Annotated in this window: 21 protein-coding genes; 11 read left to right on the top strand and 10 right to left on the bottom strand. The window is 62.9% G+C overall.

The genetic code is table 11. The features are described 5' to 3' along the window. Positions 1–30: 30 nt before the first annotated feature. The 3 genes from A477_RS0100590 (at position 31) to A477_RS0100600 (ending at position 2,224) form a co-directional block, all read left to right on the top strand. Positions 31–990: a DNA topoisomerase IB gene (locus tag A477_RS0100590; protein WP_017197104.1), complete on the top strand. Its 960-nt coding sequence runs from the start codon at positions 31–33 to the stop codon at positions 988–990. A gap of 84 nt (positions 991–1,074) precedes the next feature. After that, positions 1,075–1,632, top strand: coding sequence for a hypothetical protein (locus A477_RS0100595; RefSeq protein WP_017197105.1), 558 nt, complete (start codon positions 1,075–1,077; stop codon positions 1,630–1,632). A 4-nt stretch (positions 1,633–1,636) separates the two neighbouring features. Beyond that, positions 1,637–2,224, top strand: coding sequence for a TetR/AcrR family transcriptional regulator (locus A477_RS0100600; RefSeq protein WP_017197106.1), 588 nt, complete (start codon positions 1,637–1,639; stop codon positions 2,222–2,224). A 109-nt stretch (positions 2,225–2,333) separates the two neighbouring features. On the opposite strand, the gene A477_RS0100605 is transcribed toward A477_RS0100600, so the two are convergent. The 5 genes from A477_RS0100605 to A477_RS22830 all read right to left on the bottom strand — a co-directional run bounded on the left by A477_RS0100605 (position 2,334) and on the right by A477_RS22830 (position 7,564). Further along, on the bottom strand, positions 2,334–2,612 hold the full coding sequence (locus A477_RS0100605) for an HPr family phosphocarrier protein (protein WP_017197107.1): 279 nt from the start codon (positions 2,610–2,612) through the stop codon (positions 2,334–2,336). A 70-nt stretch (positions 2,613–2,682) separates the two neighbouring features. Beyond that, positions 2,683–4,695 (bottom strand): PTS fructose transporter subunit IIABC, encoded by a 2,013-nt coding sequence (locus A477_RS0100610; RefSeq protein ID WP_017197108.1) that lies wholly within the window; start codon positions 4,693–4,695, stop codon positions 2,683–2,685. Next, positions 4,692–5,684, bottom strand: coding sequence for a 1-phosphofructokinase family hexose kinase (locus tag A477_RS0100615; RefSeq protein ID WP_017197109.1), 993 nt, complete (start codon positions 5,682–5,684; stop codon positions 4,692–4,694). The genes A477_RS0100610 and A477_RS0100615 overlap by 4 nt, the downstream gene beginning before the upstream one ends. Beyond that, entirely contained in the window at positions 5,681–6,472 is a 792-nt protein-coding gene (locus A477_RS0100620) for a DeoR/GlpR family DNA-binding transcription regulator (RefSeq protein ID WP_017197110.1), read from the bottom strand. The genes A477_RS0100615 and A477_RS0100620 overlap by 4 nt, the downstream gene beginning before the upstream one ends. Positions 6,473–7,231: 759 nt before the next feature. Further along, entirely contained in the window at positions 7,232–7,564 is a 333-nt protein-coding gene (locus A477_RS22830) for a hypothetical protein (RefSeq protein WP_237715684.1), read from the bottom strand. 275 nt (positions 7,565–7,839) lie between these two features. Here A477_RS22830 and A477_RS0100630 point away from each other — a divergent pair, with 275 nt between their 5' ends. From A477_RS0100630 to A477_RS0100640, 3 genes are all read left to right on the top strand, one after another. Then, positions 7,840–8,613, top strand: a complete 774-nt coding sequence (locus tag A477_RS0100630; RefSeq protein ID WP_017197112.1) for a GAF and ANTAR domain-containing protein — start codon at positions 7,840–7,842, stop codon at positions 8,611–8,613. A gap of 219 nt (positions 8,614–8,832) precedes the next feature. Next, entirely contained in the window at positions 8,833–9,291 is a 459-nt protein-coding gene (locus tag A477_RS0100635; RefSeq protein ID WP_017197113.1) for a hypothetical protein, read from the top strand. A gap of 39 nt (positions 9,292–9,330) precedes the next feature. Next, a complete protein-coding gene (locus tag A477_RS0100640) occupies positions 9,331–10,467 on the top strand; it encodes a glutamate--cysteine ligase 2 (protein WP_026005255.1) in 1,137 nt (378 codons plus the stop codon). Between the two features lie 93 nt (positions 10,468–10,560). Here A477_RS0100640 and A477_RS0100645 read toward each other — a convergent pair whose 3' ends face one another. Together A477_RS0100645 and A477_RS0100650 are read right to left on the bottom strand one after the other, a co-directional pair. After that, the gene (locus tag A477_RS0100645) at positions 10,561–10,962 is read right to left on the bottom strand and encodes a VOC family protein (protein ID WP_017197115.1); all 402 of its coding nucleotides are present in this window, start codon (positions 10,960–10,962) and stop codon (positions 10,561–10,563) included. 19 nt (positions 10,963–10,981) lie between these two features. Further along, positions 10,982–11,422 (bottom strand): helix-turn-helix transcriptional regulator, encoded by a 441-nt coding sequence (locus A477_RS0100650; RefSeq protein WP_044567994.1) that lies wholly within the window; start codon positions 11,420–11,422, stop codon positions 10,982–10,984. 26 nt (positions 11,423–11,448) lie between these two features. On the opposite strand from A477_RS0100650, the gene A477_RS0100655 reads away from it, so the two are divergent. The 4 genes from A477_RS0100655 to A477_RS0100670 all read left to right on the top strand — a co-directional run bounded on the left by A477_RS0100655 (position 11,449) and on the right by A477_RS0100670 (position 16,400). Beyond that, complete coding sequence (locus tag A477_RS0100655) at positions 11,449–12,066, top strand: alpha/beta hydrolase (protein WP_017197117.1); 618 nt, start codon at positions 11,449–11,451, stop codon at positions 12,064–12,066. Positions 12,067–12,272: 206 nt separating this feature from the next. Further along, the gene (locus A477_RS0100660; protein ID WP_237715685.1) at positions 12,273–13,274 is read left to right on the top strand and encodes a LacI family DNA-binding transcriptional regulator; all 1,002 of its coding nucleotides are present in this window, start codon (positions 12,273–12,275) and stop codon (positions 13,272–13,274) included. Between the two features lie 8 nt (positions 13,275–13,282). Further along, positions 13,283–14,014, top strand: a complete 732-nt coding sequence (locus A477_RS0100665) for an HAD family hydrolase (protein WP_017197119.1) — start codon at positions 13,283–13,285, stop codon at positions 14,012–14,014. Between the two features lie 31 nt (positions 14,015–14,045). Then, positions 14,046–16,400, top strand: a complete 2,355-nt coding sequence (locus tag A477_RS0100670) for a glycoside hydrolase family 65 protein (RefSeq protein WP_017197120.1) — start codon at positions 14,046–14,048, stop codon at positions 16,398–16,400. Positions 16,401–16,432: 32 nt separating this feature from the next. Here the strand turns inward: A477_RS0100670 and A477_RS0100675 are convergent, their stop codons facing one another. Both A477_RS0100675 and A477_RS0100680 read right to left on the bottom strand, forming a co-directional pair. Further along, positions 16,433–16,624 carry a YegP family protein gene (locus A477_RS0100675; RefSeq protein ID WP_017197121.1) on the bottom strand — a complete coding sequence of 64 codons (192 nt, stop codon included), beginning with the start codon at positions 16,622–16,624 and terminating at the stop codon, positions 16,433–16,435. Beyond that, positions 16,625–17,002: a hypothetical protein gene (locus A477_RS0100680; protein ID WP_017197122.1), complete on the bottom strand. Its 378-nt coding sequence runs from the start codon at positions 17,000–17,002 to the stop codon at positions 16,625–16,627. A gap of 272 nt (positions 17,003–17,274) precedes the next feature. On the opposite strand from A477_RS0100680, the gene A477_RS0100685 reads away from it, so the two are divergent. Continuing rightward, positions 17,275–17,610: a hypothetical protein gene (locus A477_RS0100685; protein WP_017197123.1), complete on the top strand. Its 336-nt coding sequence runs from the start codon at positions 17,275–17,277 to the stop codon at positions 17,608–17,610. A 23-nt stretch (positions 17,611–17,633) separates the two neighbouring features. Here A477_RS0100685 and A477_RS21850 read toward each other — a convergent pair. After that, a partial coding sequence (locus tag A477_RS21850) for an HNH endonuclease (protein WP_017197124.1) occupies positions 17,634–18,884 on the bottom strand: 1,251 nt, incomplete at its 5' end.

Genomic DNA, 18,884 nt, shown 5'->3' on the forward strand with positions numbered 1-18,884 from the left:
CGGTTCGATCACGAGTAGGGCGGAAGAACCGTGCCCAGGCTTAAGCGCAGTGACCTGTCCAAGCCCGGCATCGTCCGCCGCAAGGTAGGAAAAGGGTTCAGTTACAGGCATCCCGACGGAAGCCTGGTCAGTAAAGAGGATCGCCAGCGTATCAATGCGCTGGCGATCCCGCCTGCGTGGACCGATGTATGGATCAGCCCTTACGAGCACGGCCACATCTTGGCCACGGGCGTGGATGGTGCAGGGCGCAGCCAGTACATCTACCATCCCCGCTGGCGGGAACGTAAGGACACCGAGAAGTTCCTTCGGGCCGCCAAGCTGGGCCTGGTCCTGCCTGCGATTCGGCGCAACGTCACAGTGCACCTGCAGAACACCGAGGATCCCCGCCAGCAGACCCTCGCCGCTGCAGTACGGCTCATGGATCTGGGTGCGCTCCGCGTTGGCTCCGAGGTCTACATGAAGCAGAACGGCTCTTATGGGCTCACCACGCTTCGATGCCGCCATGCCCGGGTGGAAGAGCAGGATGTCTTCCTGAAGTTCCCCGGGAAGAGCGGCCAGTTGTGGGACACATCCATCCACGACCCCGCTTTGGCAGCCTTCCTGGAGCCGCTGGCGGATCGTCCCGGCAAGGAACGGCTGCTTGCTTACCAGGCCAACGGCACCTGGGTGTCGGTGGATGCGTCCATGATCAATGAATACCTCAGGGGCATCTCAGGGGACGCGTACACCTCCAAGGATTTCCGGACCTGGAAAGGCACTGCCGCCGCCGCACTCTGCCTCATCAAGTCCGGGCACAAGGGAACGCCCAGGCAGGCCATTGTCCGGGCCATCAAGGAAGCGTCGGAGCTGTTGGGCAACACCCCGTCGGTGGCGCGCTCCTCCTATGTGGATCCGCGGATTATTGAGGGTTACCTCTCGGAGGACCTCAAGGACGTCAAGCCAACGGAGGCATCGGTTGCCGCCTACTTGAACGGAGAAGCCCCGAGTTGAACCGTGCTCCCCCCGAGACGACCCGTCACTTTGTGAGTACACTTGTACTAATAAAAATTGATGGCTGGGCGTCTGGGGGCGGTAATGATTCTGTTCGCAATCGTGGTGTGTGAAATAGGGTTCTGGGTGGCGATCCTCGCCGGGCTCGTAGCACGGTATCTGCTGCGTCGTCCCCGCCTGGGCGAAGCTCTCCTGATCCTTGCTCCGGTTATTGACGCCATCCTGCTTGCCTTGGTCGCCGTCGATTTGCTGGGCGGCGGTACAGCCTCATGGCACCACGGACTCGCCGCGATCTACATCGGTGTCTCTGTCGCGTACGGCAAGCGCATGGTGGCCTGGGCCGATGCGCACTTCCAGCATCGGTTCGCGGGCGGACCTGCGCCGGAGCGACTTACCGGAACCCGCTACACCATCAAATGCTGGAGGGATGTGCTCCTTACGGCGTTGGCAGTTGCCATCGCAGCAGCGGCACTGGGAGCGATCATCTTCCTCGTCAACGACCCCGAACGAACCGCAGCCCTCTCGGACTTCTTCCGCATCCTGGGCATCATCTTCGCCATCGACTTCGTCTGGGCCTTGAGCTACACGATCTGGCCGAAGAAAGCCGCCCGCACTACTCCCGCTGCTACCCTGTCGCGCTGAAACCATGCCCCGGAGAATCGATGCAGAGGCACGCAGCACAGCAATAGCGGACGCTTCCTTGCGGGTGCTGGAACGTGAGGGTCTTTCGGGCCTTTCCGTGCGCGGGGTGGCAGCGGAAGCGGGCATCGCCGCCGCTTCACTGAGGCGCGCGTTTGCCACGCAACATGCCCTGAGGGAGTTCTGCCTGCAACTCATTGAGGACCGGGTCACCGCCCGAATCGCCGCCCTTGAGCTCACTGGCCGGGCCTTGGTTGATGGCTTGCTCCTGCAGTTGCTTCCTCTCGACAAGGAACGGCGGCTGGAACTCGTGGCGCAGGTGCAGCTTGGTGTCCTCTCACTGACGGATAGTGCACTACGTCCTGCCGCGATCAGGCTCAGCGAGGGAGTAGACCGCGTGTGTCACGTTGCCCTCCAGCTCCTGGCCGAAGCGGGACAGTTCAACCCGGGGCGCGACCCCGACTATGAAGCCCAGCGCTTGCGTGCGCTCCTGGATGGGATCGCGATGCATGGATTGTGGAGCGGTGAACTCCCGGAGGCGGGTCCGATGCTCAGCGTGCTCTCGCGCCATCTCGACGAGCTCACCGGTCCCTAGCACCTCAAACAAGACAAGGAAAACTACCTCAGACATGCAAAGAGCCTGGTGCCACCCATATCCGGGTGGCACCAGGCTCTTTGCGTGTCGCTGAGGGTTTTGGGTGTCCCTACTCTGCGTCGTGGTCCGTTTCGAGAATCTTTACCAGGCTGTCCAGGGCTGCGTCCGCACCTTCACCTTCGGCGCGCAGGACTACAACGTCGCCGTGGGAAGCACCCAGGCTCATCAGTGACAGGATGCTGGCGGCGTCCATGGCGTCGTCTGCGGGCTCGCCCTGGCGTGCGATGGTGACGTCGAGATCCAGGTCTCCGGCTGCTTCAGCGAAAATGGCCGCCGGGCGGGCGTGGAGGCCGACGCGGCTTGCGATGGTGGCTGTACGTTCTGGCATTGGTGCTCCTCTTTGTGAAGGGTGGCTGTGGTGTGGGGTTGCTGTGTGGGAAGTCTAGACCGTGGTGGCTCTAGACGCTGGCAGTAGCAGGAACGGGTTCCGCTTCCACCGGCTTCTTGACTGCAAAGCGCTTGAGGGCGATGACGGCCAGGGCGCTGACCACCATTCCCGCGACAATGGCGACGACAAACATCGGCAGGTTACCGATGGCGAAGAAGACGAAGAAGCCGCCGTGGGGTGCCTGGGAGGTGACTCCGGTGGCCATGCAGAGGGCGCCGGTGAGGGCGCCGCCCACCATGCTGGCCGGGATGACGCGCAGCGGGTCAGTTGCAGCGAACGGGATGGCACCTTCGGAGATGAAGGATGCACCCAGCAGCCAGGCTGCCTTGCCGTTTTCGCGTTCGTTGAGGGTGAAGAGCTTCTTGTTCAGGACAGTGGCGAGTGCCATGGCCAGCGGCGGGACCATGCCCGCAGCCATGACGGTGCCCATGATCAGCCACGGTGCCTGGTTGTCGGCGCTGCCCGCGCTCAAACCGGCTACTGCGAACGCGTAGGCAACCTTGTTGACGGGACCGCCGAGATCGAAGCACATCATGAGGCCAAGGATGATGCCGAGAACCACTGCGGAAGCGCCGCTCATGCCGGTCAGCCAGTTGTTCAGCGCTACGGTCAGGCCAGCGATGGGTCCGCCCAGGACCAGGAACATCAGGCCCGAAGCGACGATGGAGGCAAGCAGCGGGATGATGACCACGGGCATCAGGCCACGAAGCCAGCGTGGTACCTGCCAGGTCCCGATCAGATGAGCGACGTAGCCGGCCAGGAGACCGCCGACGATGCCGCCCAGGAAGCCTGCACCCATGAAGCCGGATACGGCGCCGGCAACGAAGCCCGGCGCAATACCCGGGCGATCGGCGATGGCGTAGGCGATGTAGCCTGCCAAGGCCGGGACCAGGAAGCTCATGGACAGGGCGCCGATCTTGAACAGCACAGCGCCGAGGTATGTCGCGAGGCCGCCTTCGGGCAGGTTGCCGAAGTTGTTCTCCAACACCACCTTGTCCGCGACTTCCGTGATGTCGTAGCCGCCCAGCAGGAACCCGAGGGCGATCAGCAGGCCACCACCGGCAACGAACGGAATCATGTAGCTCACGCCGGTGAGGACTGCGCGCTTCAGTTTTTGGCCGATGTGCTCACCCTTTTCCTCCTCGGCGCGCTCGGCCTGCTCTTCGGCGCCGAAGTGCGGAACGCGGCGGGCGTGCGGGTCTTCGGCAGCGGCCAAAGCCTCCTGGACCATCTTGGTGGGCTCGTCGATGCCGCGCTTGACCGGAGCGTTGATGACCGGCTTTCCAGCGAAGCGCTCCTTGCCGCGAACGTCCACGTCGACGGCGAAAATCACGGCGTCGGCCGCAGCAATCACTGCCGGATCCAGCGGCTTGGCGCCAGAGGATCCCTGGGTCTCGACCTGAAGGTCAACACCCATTTCCTTGGCGGCGGCAACCAACGAGTCGGCGGCCATATACGTGTGCGCAATACCAGTGGGGCAAGCGGTCACGGCCACGATGCGCTTTGGTGCTGCAGTCGTCGTACTGGCGGTAGCGGCAGCGGGTGCAGCCTCCGCAGGTGCTGCAGCCGGCTTGTCGGCCAGCGCACCGTCAACGAGGTCCACAATGTCCTGCTCGGTGGCTGCCGCACGCAGGGCCGCCGTGAAGTCCTTCTTGATCAGCGAACGGGCAAGCTTGGAGAGCAGCTTCAAGTGCTCCTGGTCAGCGCCGTCCGGGGCTGCGATGAAGAAGATGAGGTCAGCGGGGCCGTCCTTGGCACCAAAGTCCACTTTGTGGGACAGGCGCGCCATGGCTAAGGCAGGTTCCTGGACAGCAGCGGAGCGGCAGTGCGGAATAGCGATTCCGCCGGGAACTCCGGTTGCGGTCTTTTGCTCGCGGGCGAAGGCGTCGGCGAAGAGGCCTTCAACCTCGGAAGCACGGCCGGTGGCGGCAACTTTGCCGGCCAGGACGCGGATGACGTCGGCAGGGGAGTCGCCCAGATTTTGGTCGAGGGTGACCAATTGGGGTGTGATCAGCTGGGTCACTGTGAGTCCTTCTGGAGGGCCGTGATGGTTACGGCATCGGGGGTTGTCTGGTGGACTGCCGGGACAGTGGAGCCCGGCAGCGAAGCAGCAGCGGCACCATGTGCCACGGCTTGACGAAGGCAGTCCTGCGCAGAGCCACCTTGGGTTGCAGCCAGCAAATAGCCGGCCAGTGAAGAGTCCCCGGCGCCCACAGTGCTGACGGCTTTGATGGGCGGATGCGTGGCGAACCATGCTCCGTCCGCCGTCACGAGGACCGCTCCTTTGGACCCGAGTGTTGCGAGAACGGCACCTACACCGCTGGCGACGACGGCGGCTGCAGCTTCAGCGGCTTTGGCCGGATCCGCTTCCAGTTCGTCAGCAGTGGAGACATTGGTAAAACCGGCGGCGGCGGCAAGCTCTGCGAGCTCTTCCGCGTTCGGCTTGAGGAGGTCGGGCTTTCCTGCGGCATCGCCCACCAAGGCGGCCGCGAGCGGCGCCCCGGAGGAGTCAATGGCGATGTTTGGGGCGGCCGTTCCGTCCGCGTTCGACCGGAGTCGACGAGCGATGGTGGCGTAGAAATCCGCGGGCACTCCTGGTGGGAGTGAGCCTGCGAGAACCACCCAGCTGGCGCCACGGGAGCGTTCCAGCAGCAACCCGATCAGGGCTTCCTGCTGTTCACTGCTCAATTCCGGGCCGGGTTCGTTGATCTTGGTGGTGACACCATCTGGTTCGGTGAGCGTCACGTTGCTGCGCAGCGCCTGACCGATGGGGAGCGCCGCGAACGGCACGCCGCCGTCGTGCAGTCCGGACAGGACAGGATCCGAATCGGCGCCCGGAAGGACTGCCAGGGTGTCCAGGCCGGAGGCCGCCAGCGCCCTTGAAACGTTGACACCCTTTCCGCCGGATTCCTGGTGGACGGACACCGCACGCTGAACCTCACCGCGGGCCAGTGCGCCGGGAAGCTCAACTGTGCGGTCGAGGCTCGGGTTGGCGGTCAAAGTGATGATCATGCGATCACCACATCGACCCCGGCATCGGCCAAGGCGGCTGCGAGTTCCGCGGACGGTTCGCTGTCTGTAATCAATGTGTCAACATCCTTCAGGGTGGCGAACTGGACCAGTGTTTCGGCGTCCAGCTTGGAAGAGTCGGCCAGGGCCACCACGCGGCGGGCTGACGTTACGAAAGCGGCCTTCACTGCGGCTTCTTCGGGATCCGGGGTGCTGAGCCCAAACGTTGCGTGGATGCCGTTGGCACCAACGAAGGCAATGTCCGGCCGAAGTTTATGAGCTGCCTCCACGGTTGACTGCCCGACGGCGGCCTGCGTCAGTCCGCGGACACGGCCGCCAAGAATCTGGAGTGCTATGCCCTGCGTGGAGGAGAGCTTGCCGGCGATGGGGATGGCGTGCGTGATGACTACGAGCTCATCATCTCCGTTGGCCGGTGGCGTGCGCTGGGCCAGTAGGTCGGCGAGGGTTTCGGTGGTGGAACCCGCGTCCAGGAGGACACTTCCCGTGGTGAGTTGCGGGATAAGGGCGAGCGCCGCGTTAGCGATGCGGAGTTTTTCCTCCTGACGCTGGACGGCGCGCTCAAGGATGCTCTCCTCGCGTGTGCTCAGGAGGTCAGAGGGGACGGCGCCGCCGTGAACGCGCCTCAGGTTCCCGGAAACCTCAAGGGCCGCGAGGTCGCGGCGGATTGTCTCAGTGGTGATGCTGAAACGGTCGGCAAGGTCAGTGACGCTCACCCGTCCGCGCTCTGCGACGAGTGCGGAGATCAGTTGCTGGCGTTCTTCGGCGAACACTTACCCTCCATTGCGGTCAAGCTGCTTATCAGTGCAGCCACATCAGTGACTGCTGTCACAACGATGTGGAATTGCTTGACTCTATCTTTGTTTATGTTGGGAAGTCAATAGAAAACAACATAAACGCAGATGTTGGCGGATAAGTCCGGGTGGCAAGTAGACCCCAGGCGCAGGAAAAGAGCATGCCGCGCTCCCTGTAGCGCGGCATGCCCTCGTTCGGATCCCGACTGGGGGATGTATACGGGATCCGGTCTGTGGAATGAACCTGCCTGGTTTCCTTGCCGGTGTGGGCTAGGTCAAAAGCCCAGGCGGTTCTCCTGGTGTTGGGGGCCCCGGAGTTGGTGGGGAGGGCACTGTGGGTCCCGGCGTGGGGTCCGGCACGGGCGGCGGCCCTGGTTCCGGCAACGGAACGGGCTCAGGTGTGGGTCCTGGCTCGCGGGTGGGATCAGGATGCGAGGGGTCCGGCGGGAATTCACTCATGATCAGGCGCTCCGCCGGTGGGCGGAGTGTTGCGGCCGAAGGCTTCCCGGAACAGCAGAGGGATATCTGCCGGAGTCCCACCCCGAGCCCGGGTAGTCGATGGGAAGGTTGTCCGGATCCGGCGGATCCGGCAGGCGGCGCTTCCCGGTTTGCCCCAGCCTTCCACCTGTGGCCGAAGGCTCTTTTTGTTTCGACTCTGCGTGCATGCCATCCCTCCCGGTAGCTCCAGAATTGTTGGTGTAGCTCATCGTGGTGTCGCTCCCCATGTCGTCCTCAATCTCAGTCCGGGATTTCCATGCGGAATCCGCAGTGGCACCCGAGGATGCGTGTATTGATAAGTACTTCGTACATCCGCAGCTGCGCTCCCGGAGTCAGCACCAGGGGTGCCTGGACCCTGCGAAGCTCGCAGCTCTTGGTTTTCATAGGTTCACCGCAGTGGAGGTACTGGCCGCCGAATTGCAGAACGCCTTGGGGGACGCCGGGGCGGTTCAGGACCGCGGCCACGCGTCGTACGGAGGCGACATGTTCATAGGAGTACCGGCAAACATGGCACTCGTACGCCACATCCACCATGTTGGGCGCGGGCGGATAGTGGGACTGAATGGAATTCACCAGGAGGTGCTGGTCGGTATTGCAGTGCGAGCACCAAAGCGGTTCATCGGGTGGTTGATGTGCTTCGTCAGGGACTCTGGACGCTGGCTGAGCCGGCATGGGTCTGTACCTCTGCATCAAAAATGCGGGGTGCCCGTCTGCATGAGCTGGAAAACCTGAGTCCTGTGATGTGGACTATAGGTCGATTGTGCACATAGGTGCACGCCAGATGCAAGGATTCTGATTCCATCGCCAATCGGGTGCCGAGTTGGGCTTCGGCGACCGTAAAATGAGGCATGGACGAAATGAACGTTGATTTTGCGGCGCCTGATGCTGTCTCTGCGCCCGACGATGTTTCGGTGCCCGAGCAGCTGCAGGACCTGGTGATAGACAGCGAAGATGTAGGCGGATTTCTGCATGAACTCGCGGTTTTTTCAGCTTCTGCCGTGTCGCAGGCCGTGGGTATGGATGTGCTCTGCGGCATCACTCTCAGTCGGCGCCGCCGCACGGCCACGGTAGCTGGAAGCACCCATGAAGCCAGGCTGATCGATGAAGTTCAGCAGGCGTACGGGGATGGTCCTTGCCTGGAGGCCATGCGAAGCCACGGCACCCAGCACGTTCCCGACACATCAACGGAAGAAAGGTGGTCGGAGTACTGCACCGTCATTGCCGAGCGGGGACATCTTTCCGCGCTCTGCGTTCCCCTGGAATTGGACGAAGGAGCCACCGCAGCCCTCAACTTCTTCGCCCCGCAAGCCCACGCATTTGATGACGCCACCATCCGCAATTGCGAACTTTACGCGAGCCAAGCCGAGCGCTCGCTGCGGCTGGCTGTGCGGATTGGCGTGAAGCAGCAACACGCTGACGATCTGCAGGAAGCCATGCAGACCCGGACGGTGATTGACCTCGCCAGTGGAATCATCATGGGCCAAAACCGCTGTACGCAGGAAGAAGCGTTCCAAATCCTCAAGAAGGCATCGAGCACCCGGAACCAGAAGCTGCGGGACGTGGCAGAGGCTATCGTCAAGAGCGTGGCCAACGAAGCTCCCGTGGCGCACTTCGAAGCCTAGAAGTGCACGCACAAGGGGTAGCCGACAACTCCATCACTTGTGACGGGCGCCACTAGTGAACTACATTCATACATGGGTTAAGCAGATAGCCCTTGGAGCCTCATGAGTTGTGCCATCCCGGATGGTCCAAGAACTGCACCTTTTTAGCCGTGGCCCCTTTCGGCCGGCTCACAGCGTGCCACCATGCAGGCTCCTTGAAGGAGAAAAAGGAGAATGGCAATGACGCTTGGATCCCCGATTCCCGCCTCGAAGCCTTCAAGCGGACAGGCACCTGCAACTGTCGATACCGGAGCACGCCCTTGGTGCACCGTTTGCAATACTGATTCCTACATTTTCGTAGAGACGGTTGTGGAAGCAACACCGAATCAGTCGGAGATCGTCGAAGTCAGCTACACCTGCAGCGAATGCGATACGTTTTACGCCCACGCAGTCCGCCTGGATGCTTTGGTTCCCGCCATCCAGAGTGAATTTCTTTCCACGTCTGCAGCGGGCCTCTGGTTCAGCTGCACCCACTGCGGTGATCCCATGACCTTGGGGCGCCCCACGGAACGCGTCATCGAGGCACCCCGGACCACTGAAGATCCGGGCAGTCCCAGCCTCCTTGAGGTGTACTTGCAGACGCAGGTGCTCCACTGCCGTTGCGGTTTCCAAATGGAGGTTCCTCGCCACGTTGGATAACCGCCGTCTCTAAATAATTTGTCGCGGGGAGGGGTGGCTATGCGTACGTTTGGCGTCGAAGAGGAACTACTCATTGCCGATCCGGTGGACGGCATGCCCTTGGCATTGGCCGCCGACATCCTGGACGTGGCCTCCCCCGAAGGACCGGAGCCAAACCCTAAAGAGCCTTCGCTGAAGTCGGAGTTCAAACAGGAACAGATTGAGGTCAACTCGCTGCCCTGCCGGACCGCCAAGGAACTGAGGGCCGAGATCCGCGCCGGGCGGGCGATGGCCGACTCAGCTGCCCGGGCTGTCGGGGCGCGGGTTGCCGCGTTGGCCACCCCGCCGGTCTTCCATGCCACGCCCACTACGGGCAACCAGCGCTACGCCGCCATGGGCACGGAATTTGGCCTGATTTCCCGCGAGCAACTCACGTGCGGCTTCCACGTCCATGTGTCCATCGAGTCGCCGGAGGAGGGAGTTGCTGTCCTGGACCGAATGCGCCATTGGCTGCCGGTCCTCTTGGCGCTGAGCGCCAATTCCCCGTTCTGGATGGGCGCTGACACGGGGTTCGCCAGTTACCGCACGCAGATCTGGAACAGATGGCCCACGGCGGGTCCTATGGATGTTTTCGGCTCGGCGGACGGATACCGGGCGGTGCTTGCAGAGTTGCTAGGGACCGGGGTTCCACTGGATGAGGGCATGATCTACTTCGACGCCCGCCTGTCCAGGGGACACCCGACGGTGGAACTTCGGATTGCCGACGTCTGCCTCTACGCCGAAGACGCCCTCACCATTGCGGTCCTCGCACGTGCCCTTGTGGAAACGTCGGCAAGCGAGTGGCGCAAGGGGGACCCGCCGTCGAGCACTTTGACGCCGGTGATCCGCATGGCCAACTGGAAGGCCAGCCGTTTCGGCATCAACGACCAACTTCTGCACCCGCTGGAGCGGGCGCCATATGCTGCTGCTGATGTGGCTGGTGCCCTGCTGCGGCACGTCCGACGGGCGTTGACGGAATCCGGAGATCTGGCACTCGCGCGGACAGGGGTGGCGAACATCCTCCGGCGCGGAACCGGCGAGCGGCTGCAGCGGCAAGCCTATGGCCGGCGGCTGCGGCTGTCCGACGTCGTGACTGCGGCGATCACCTCTACGCATCAGGGCGGCGAGCGGTCGGATGCCAGCCTGATGAGTCTCTGACAACAGGAGAACGACGACGGCGGGACGTTGCCGTGGGTGCCCACGGTGACATCCCGCCGTCGTGCTTTCGGGCTGTGAAACCTGGGGGTGCGGTTAGCCCTGGTTGATGCGGATCATGTTGCCCGAAGGGTCGCGGAAGGCGCAGTCGCGTGGGCCCCACGGCTGGTCGATGGGTTCCTGGAGTACCTCGGCGCCGGAAGCGCGCAGCTTTTCGAAGGTGGCGTCGAGGTCATCCGTGGTGAACACGAGCATGGGCATGACGCCCTTGGTGAGGAGCTCCTGGATGGCGTCGCCGTCGGCCTGTGAGCGGCCTGCGTGCGGCGGGGAAAGCACCAGCTCAAGGTCAGGCTGGGCATCGCTGCCGATAGTGACCCAGCGCTGGCCGTCGGAGCCGACGTCGTTCCGAACGACGAAACCCAGGGCGTCCCGGTAGAAGGCGAGAGACTCATCGACATCGTTGACTGTGACGTGTGCGTACTTCAATGAAATGTTCATGAGTCACACGCTATTGCAGCTATGACGCGGGCGCTTCTTCAATCCTGCTCAGGTTCTTGTTACCAGTTCTTTCAGGGCGGGTGTGCTGTTTCGCGATGCAGTTGGGCATGGCCTTCACGGCGTGGTGCTCCCGGGCCCGGTATTCACTGGGGTTGATTCCCACGATCTCCGTGAAGCGGGTGCTGAACGAGCCCAGCGAGGTACAGCCCACCTCCATACAGGCGTCAGTGACGCTTGTTCCCGCCCGGAGCAGCGCCATAGCGCGTTCAATCCGCCTTGTCATGAGGTAGTTGTACGGTGATTCGCCATAGGCAGCTTTGAACTGGCGGGAAAAATGTGCGGGGGACATCAAAGCGCCGGCTGCCATAGTGGGCACGTCCAATGGACGCGCGTATTCGCGGTCGATGAAGTCGCGGGCGCGCCGCAGATGAGCCAGGTTGGCCAGTTCCTGCGGAGTCATGGGCACAGTCTACTAGGCTCGTGCCCATGGAATCAGTGGTCTGGTCGAAGCCCGAAAACCAGCGCAAGGGCACCCCGTTGCTGGTGATGATGCACGGGTATGGCACCAGCGAGCAGCGCATGGTTGATCTCTTCCCGCACCTTCCCGGCGAGTTCACCTGCGCGGCGCTTCGGGGCCCAAAAGTCATCGGTGACCACTACGGCTGGTTCCTGCTGGATTACTTCCTGACAAACGACTTCGCGGATGTCATCGCGTCCACCAACTCGGTGTTCAACTGGATCAACTCCGTCAAGGACAACCACAGCAGCGTCAGCCTGCTGGGCTATTCACAGGGCATGGCTATGGCCAGCACGCTCCTCCGCCTGCGGCCCAGCGCGTTCAAGGCAACGGTTGGCCTCTCCGGATTCGTCCTGGACAACGATCTCCTGGCCCTAAGTGAGTCCTTTGACGCTCCACCACCCTTCTTCTGGGGACGGGATAAGGCCGATCCGGTCATCAACGAGGCCGCCATTGCCCACACCGAGGAGTGGTTGAACGCCAACGTCGCCCTGACGGCTCGGACCTATCCGGGGATGGGGCACAGGATCGAGCTGCCCGAACTGGTGGATGTGAGCGCGTTCCTGAAGTACTACGTCTTGGGTTAAGCCCCAAGGATTAGAAGGCATCCAGGCCTCGGAATCAAGCTTTCGGCGAGATTCGCGTCACAATATCGCATTCGACCGCACTCTATTGAATGACAAAATTGTAAGCGCTTACACTTTTGGCTGGTGTCCCGGTGAGGGGCTCACGCCAAGGCGTCAGGCGAGGATGGAAAGGGTTGAGGCCGTGTTGCATGGTTAGGACTCACAGGGTGACAATCCAGGACGTAGCCGTTCTCTCCGGGTTGTCCATTTGCACGGTATCGCGGGCCCTCAGGAACCTCCCCAACGTTTCTGAAAAAGCTCAGCGACAGGTGGCGGAAGCCGCCAGCAAACTTGGCTACAAAGCCTCCGCCGCAGCGTCCAGGCTGGCCGGTGGGAGCACGGGTTCAGTAGCTATCGTGGCCCCGACAGCCACCGCCTGGTTCTTCGCCCAGGCGGTGGAAGCAGCAGAGGAAGTGTTCGGCGACAGCGGCTACGACACTGTCCTGATCAGCCTGCGCAACAAGGCCAGCGTGCGGCAACAGTTCTTTGCGGATCTGGGAAACCTGACGCAAAGAGTGGACGGGGTGCTGCTGCTCAATATTGACCTCGCCGCCAAAGAGATGGAAGCGTTGGAAGCCTGCGGGCTGGCAGTGGCCAGCGTGGGCATGCGAAATGTTCCGTGGGACAATGTAGGTATCGATGACGAACACGCAGCCTGGCAGGCCACCCAACACCTGCTGGGGCTGGGCCATTGGGACTTGGCCGTTCTCTCGAGCAATGAACACTCCGTTGTGACTGAGACTCCACGGTTCCGTGGCTTCAAGCGTGCGCTGGATGATCACCACCTCACCGTCCACCCGGACCTTGTGGTGGGGACCGGGCCAAGCATCGACGACGGCAGGCGGGCAATGACTGAACTCATTGCCCGTGGCGGGAGGCCCACAGCAGTGTTCGCCCACTGTGACGAGGCCGCGTTCGGTGCCCTGATGGCGCTACGTGAACACGGCCTTTCCGTGCCCAAGAACGTGTCCGTGATCGGCATAGACGATCACCCCATGAGTTGGTTCCTGGGCCTGAGCACCGTGGCGCAACCCGTTGCCGACCAAGGCGCCTTCGCAGCAAACCTGCTGTGTGAACGCCTGCTGAATACTGAAACCCCCCATCAACCCTCCAACCACCTGCTCGATACCAAGCTCATCGAACGCAAGACCACGCGCCACAAGCGCTGAACGGAACAATGCACATGACTGATCTTCGTAATGCCTGGACTGGCGCCTCGGCGCTGTTGTTCGACCTCGACGGCGTGCTGACGCCCACTGCCGTGGTGCATGAGCAGGCGTGGCAGGAACTTTTCGACGGTTACCTGGCCGCTACGGGCCACCCGCAGGGCTACCAGGAGAGCGACTACTTCGATCACATTGACGGCAAGCCGCGCTTCGACGGCGTCCGTGACTTCCTGACGTCCCGCGGCATCACGCTGCCCGAGGGACCGGTTCATGACCATCCCGACAACGAGACGGTTCAAGGCCTGGGCAATCGCAAGAACGCCATTTTCAACGAGATCGTGAACTCCCGCGGCGTTGAGCCGTATGAGGGCTCGGTCAAGTTCATCAACGCCGCAGTGGAACTGGGTCTCAAGGTGGCCGTCGTGTCCTCCTCGCGCAACGCGCCTGCGGTACTGAAGGCCGCCGGGCTCGACCACCACTTTGAGGTTGTCGTCGACGGCCAGGTCGCTGCCGGCGTCGGACTTCCCGGCAAGCCGGACCCCGCCACCTACGTGTATGGAGCAAGCCTGCTGGACGTGCCAGTGGAGGAATGCATCGTGGTGGAGGACGCAGTGTCCGGCGTGCAGGCCGGCGCGGGCGCTCCCTTCTACGCCGTGATCGGCGTGGACCGCGGGGCAGGCCGGAAAACCCTGCTCGACGCCGGTGCCACGCTGGTGGTGGACGACCTCAACGATCTTCTCTGACCCTACTTTTTTCGAAGGACTTCAACAGCCCATGGCACTCATCAGCTCCGATCGGCTTCGCTTCCCCTGCGAGCCCTGGAAGCTCGTGGAGAATATCCACGTCCCCGGTGACGAGGGAACGCTGGAAACGCTATTCGCGCTTGGCAACGGCCACCTTGGTATCCGTGGCTCGCATTCAACGGCGGGGGACGGCGAGCTTCCCGGCACGTTCATCAACGGCTTTCACGAGATCTGGGACATCAAACACGCCGAAAATGCGTATGGTTTTGCCCGGACAGGCCAGCGGATCGTCTACGTGCCCGACGCCAACAACTTCACCGTCTCCATTGATGGCGAAGCCCTGAGCCTTGCCGAATCCACGGTGCTGGACTACCACCGCAGCGTGGACTTTTCCACAGGCGTCTACGAGGAGACCATCACGTGGGCCTGCCGCTCGGGCGCTACCGTCACCACGGTGGAGCGCCGCGCCGTAGGCTTCGATTCCCGCGGATGTCTTGGCCTGGAACTGTCGCTGACAGCTGACCGCGACGTGTCCGCGGACATCACCTCCGGCGTCGTGAACCGCCAGGACCAGCCTGTGGAGGACCACTCGGTCCACGATCCCCGCCGCTCGGGCCGGCACGCTGGCCGGGTCTTGCTGCCGCTGCACCTCCAGGGTACCGACGGCTCGCTTCGCCTGGCATGGGAAACGTCCGAGTCCCGCCAGCGCGTCGCCATTGCCGTTGATCACTGGATTTCGGCCGAAGGCCAGCCCTTCGAGACCTTGGTGGCGGAGGACGAATCGTCCGTCCGCTACGTTCTGGCCATTCACGACGGCGACACTTTCCGTTTGGAGAAGTCGGTCAGCTACGTGGTTGCCGGCTCCTCTGACGCCGAAGACCGTGGTGAAAGCCTCGCGGCCGAAGCCGAAGCGAACCTGGTGTCCTTCTCCGACATCCTGGACCAGAGCAAGGCCCACTACGCCGAATACTGGACCACGGCGGACATCTCAATTGGTGGTCAGGCGGAGATGCAGCAGGCGGTGCGCTGGGGGTTGTTCCAGTTGGCACAAGCCACTGCCCGGGCGGGCGTTGCGGGTATCCCGGCCAAGGGTGTGAGTGGTTCCGGTTACGAGGGCCATTACTTTTGGGACCAGGAGGTCTACCTCCTGCCTTACCTGACCTACACCAATCCTTGCGGGGCACGTAAGGTGCTGGAATCGCGGCACGCGATGCTGCCGGACGCGCGCGTCCGGGCCAAGGAGCTCAGCGTGGACGGTGCGCTGTTCCCGTGGCGGACCATCAACGGCCTCGAAGCGAGCGCCTACTACGCTGCCGGCACTGCCCAGTTCCACATTGCGGCGGCCATCGCCTTCGCAGCCAACCGATACCAGTGGGCCAGCGGCGATGACACCTTCCGCGGCGAACTGGGCGCCGACCTGTTGATTGAAACAGCACGCATGTGGGCGTCGCTGGGCTTCTTCGGCAAGGACGGAATGTTCCACATCCACGGCGTCACCGGCCCGGATGAGTACACGGCCGTGGTCAACGACAACCTCTATACCAACGTCATGGCGCGCTTCAATCTGCGGGCCGCCGCCGCGCTGGAACACGAGGGGGTCGCCGAAACCGAGCGCATGGTGTGGCGGCAGGCGGCCGAGCGGATGTCGCTCCCGTACGACCCCCACCTGGAGGTCTTCAGCCAGGACAACGACTTCATGACTCTGGAGCCGTGGGACTGGAACACACCCAAGTCCAAGTACCCGTTGCTGCTGAACTTCCACCCCTTGGTGATCTACCGGCACCAGGTACTCAAGCAGGCTGACACCGTGCTGGCCATGTTCCTGCAGTGGCAGGACTTCACGGCCGAGGAAAAGCAGCGCGCTTTCGACTTCTACGATCCGATCACCACCGGCGACTCCACCCTGTCCGCTTGCGTGCAGGGCATCATGGCGGCCGAGGTTGGGTACGGCGACGTCGCGCTGAAGCACTTTACCGAGGCACTGTTCATCGACCTCGACAACTCCCATGGCAACACCATCGACGGCGTCCACATCGCGTCAACTGGCGGTATCTGGAGTTCCTTGGTGTGCGGTTTCGCTGGCATGCGGGACCAAGGCGAGGTGCTGCGCTTTGATCCTCGCCTGCCCTCGGAGTGGGAAGGCCTGTCCTTCCGGCTCAAGGTGCAGGGACGCCTGCTGGCCGTGGACCTCTCACAAGGTTCCATCGCCCTGACGCTTGTATCCGGTGAGGACTACAGCGACGAGCCGTTGCGGATTGATGTGCGGGGTTACGACGTCACTGTTGGCGCTGAAACGGTTACGGTGCCGCTGGACACCGTACCCGTCCCGCCGCCGTCGATCTTCCCTAGCGTCTTCCCGACGGCGGGCCTTCCGATTATCCGGTAGGAGCGAGCTGGAATCTCAGCCCCACTGTAACCTCATGGTGCCCGCGACGTGTGGTCCTCAATCAGGCCACTCGCCGCGATCTCCCGTAGCGAGTAGATGGCCTTGGCTGCCGAGTCCTTGTCATGGAAGCAGATGGAGAGCGCAAGTTCTGTCCCGTCACCATCGACGAGACGGACGCGGCAATCACCTCCTGATTCTTCGAACAACTCAAAGTGGCCGGCCATCTACGCGGCACCCCGTTCCGGGACGTCCACGGGCGCCTTTGCCCCTGGCATCCCTTGCGGAGCCGCGGCGTTTCGACGCCGTTCCAACTCACTGTTGATCAGCTCCAGCAGAGCTTGGGCCGGCTCGGACAGGTGGTGGGTGTCGGGAGAGCCTAGCTGGTCGCAGTGCAGGAGCACGTGGCGGATCCGTTCCAGTTCCCGTGATGGCACTAAAGGCCAGCGGTGAAACAACTGCCTGACGGCTATGGCTCCAAGAAGGGCATCGGGTTTGTTGGACACGCCGTGGGTTGCGGCTGCTCTTCGTCGAGCAACGCTGGCCGCGGAAGGCGCGACCCCATGGGCCAGGAGAATCTCTGACTTGAGGGAATTGGGGGCCAAGACGGACCTCCCTGATGAGTGCGAAGGAAGCCGACTGCGTGACTATGAAATTAGCTTACAGAATGTGAGTTATGTCATGTCAATCATTACGCGAGTTGGCCGCCGTCGTAATTCCTAGTTCCGCAGCAAATGTGCCACGGTCCTTGCCTCCGGGAAAGCAACCGTCAGAAGCGCCAGTGCTCCCGGTGCGAGTAGGGCTGCGAAGACCCCTTGAAGCGTTCGTGCTCCCATTGGGCGACCTGGCGACTGGGTCCGATTGCTACTCTGGACTCATGACCCGTCGCCTTGTTGCCCTGACCGCCGTCCCCCTGTTGCTGCTGCTCGTCGGCTGCGGAGCTGTGGAGGAAGCAGCTACAAGCGCAGCCAGCGACGCCGCATCGAAGGTGGCTACGGCCGCCGCCGATGAAGTGACGAAGCAGGTCTGCGCTGTAGTCCAGGACGGCTTGGTCAGCGTTCAGGACAAGCAGTTGCTTGCCGGCTTGGTCTCGGCCGCCGGTGCTGCGGGCGTTCCCGCTGAAATCACGACGCCGTTGAACCAGATCGCGGAAGCCGGCGACGAGGTGCCGGCCGAGTCGGTTCAGGCACTCAAGGACGCCTGCGCACCATAATCTCGACGCAAACAGTTAGCCGCCTAAACACGGGCAAGGTTCCTCTGTTCCGGCTGGGGTGGGCCCGGCATTGGCATAGTGCCGGATCCCGGCTCTGCTTGCCGTGAGATGGCATCTGGCCGCGGAACGGGATCTTGTCCTTGAGCGCATTCATGACCCGGAAGAAATGGTGCCCTCGATTTGTACGTGTGTCCGGTGGGGGTGCTGATTTCCAGGGTGTGGACACCCCCGTGCGCGTCAGCATGTACGGTTTTGCTGGTCCAGCCGGGGTTTTCCTTGGTGTGGTTGCAGGCTTCGCATAGCCCTGCTCCGTTAGTGAGCGTGGTGGTTCCGCCTGAGCGCCACGGAACCACGTGGTCGATGTGCCGGATGGGCGCATCGCAGTACGGTGTCCGGCAGGTATCGTCGCGGGTTTCGATGAAACGCCGCAGCCTCGTCGGGAAGAGCCGGGCTTTGGAGTCCATGCCCAGAAGCTCGCCACTGGCCGGCGCGGTATAGAGCCGGCGGAGCCAGAGAGTGAGCTCCTGGTCCGGGGCTACTTGCCCCAGGGTTAGGAGTTCCCTTCCCCACTCAGCGGGGACGATTCCGTAACCCTTGAGCCGGGCCGGTTCGCTGTCGCCTTGGAAGAGGGTGCGGTCAGTCATGATCAGGTCCAGGTTGATCCCGGAGACCCCACCAGGTGTGCCGGTGACGCGTTCGACCACAGTGTCGGCCATGACCTGACCACGGGTACCGGTGCCACCGCTGCAACGGGCCGCATCAGCCGCCCGGCACAGGGCAGCATAAACCGCGACCCCTTGGGCGACCGGCAGCAGCGCGGTCAGGTAAGTCATCGTGTCCGGCGCCGGACGCAGGTTCACCGTCCGCTCGGCGGCGGCACGGCTCGCACGCCCGGCCACCGACCGCGGATCCCGCCGATACGCAGCAGCCTTCACCGCCGCAACAATCGCCCGATCGCCCTTCCCGTCAAAAGTCCCGGTATCTGCGGCGAGCTCCTCATCCACCGCGCACCGGTCCTCAACAGACAAACACGCCGTCTCCTTCACCAAAAGCGTGGCCCGCCACTCGTTCAACTGCCCCGACTTCAGGGCAGCCAACGTCCGCGGCATCTCCATCACCAACGCCTTCGCCAAACCCAGCAACCGGGACCCACGATTCGGTGACTCCCGCCGGGCCAACGCGACCTGGGCACCCACCCCCTGGCCCCGCTCCAAGACAGGAACACCAGCCTCGGCCTGCTCAGCACGCTGGGCAAGATCAAACGCCACAGCAAC

The organism is Arthrobacter sp. M2012083 (genome assembly GCF_000281065.1).
GTDB lineage: Bacteria > Actinomycetota > Actinomycetes > Actinomycetales > Micrococcaceae > Arthrobacter.

Coding starts and splice junctions, on each gene's coding strand:
- A477_RS0100605 (WP_017197107.1), bottom strand. CDS start 2,612: ATGCCAGAACGTACAGCCACCATCGCAAGCCGCGTCGGCCTCCACGCC.
- A477_RS0100675 (WP_017197121.1), bottom strand. CDS start 16,624: ATGGCCGGCCACTTTGAGTTGTTCGAAGAATCAGGAGGTGATTGCCGC.
- A477_RS0100650 (WP_044567994.1), bottom strand. CDS start 11,422: ATGACTCCGCAGGAACTGGCCAACCTGGCTCATCTGCGGCGCGCCCGC.
- A477_RS0100670 (WP_017197120.1), top strand. CDS start 14,046: ATGGCACTCATCAGCTCCGATCGGCTTCGCTTCCCCTGCGAGCCCTGG.
- A477_RS0100640 (WP_026005255.1), top strand. CDS start 9,331: ATGCGTACGTTTGGCGTCGAAGAGGAACTACTCATTGCCGATCCGGTG.
- A477_RS0100645 (WP_017197115.1), bottom strand. CDS start 10,962: ATGAACATTTCATTGAAGTACGCACACGTCACAGTCAACGATGTCGAT.
- A477_RS0100615 (WP_017197109.1), bottom strand. CDS start 5,684: ATGATCATCACTTTGACCGCCAACCCGAGCCTCGACCGCACAGTTGAG.
- A477_RS0100665 (WP_017197119.1), top strand. CDS start 13,283: ATGCACATGACTGATCTTCGTAATGCCTGGACTGGCGCCTCGGCGCTG.
- A477_RS0100635 (WP_017197113.1), top strand. CDS start 8,833: ATGACGCTTGGATCCCCGATTCCCGCCTCGAAGCCTTCAAGCGGACAG.
- A477_RS0100655 (WP_017197117.1), top strand. CDS start 11,449: ATGGAATCAGTGGTCTGGTCGAAGCCCGAAAACCAGCGCAAGGGCACC.
- A477_RS0100685 (WP_017197123.1), top strand. CDS start 17,275: ATGACCCGTCGCCTTGTTGCCCTGACCGCCGTCCCCCTGTTGCTGCTG.
- A477_RS0100630 (WP_017197112.1), top strand. CDS start 7,840: ATGGACGAAATGAACGTTGATTTTGCGGCGCCTGATGCTGTCTCTGCG.
- A477_RS0100595 (WP_017197105.1), top strand. CDS start 1,075: ATGATTCTGTTCGCAATCGTGGTGTGTGAAATAGGGTTCTGGGTGGCG.
- A477_RS0100600 (WP_017197106.1), top strand. CDS start 1,637: ATGCCCCGGAGAATCGATGCAGAGGCACGCAGCACAGCAATAGCGGAC.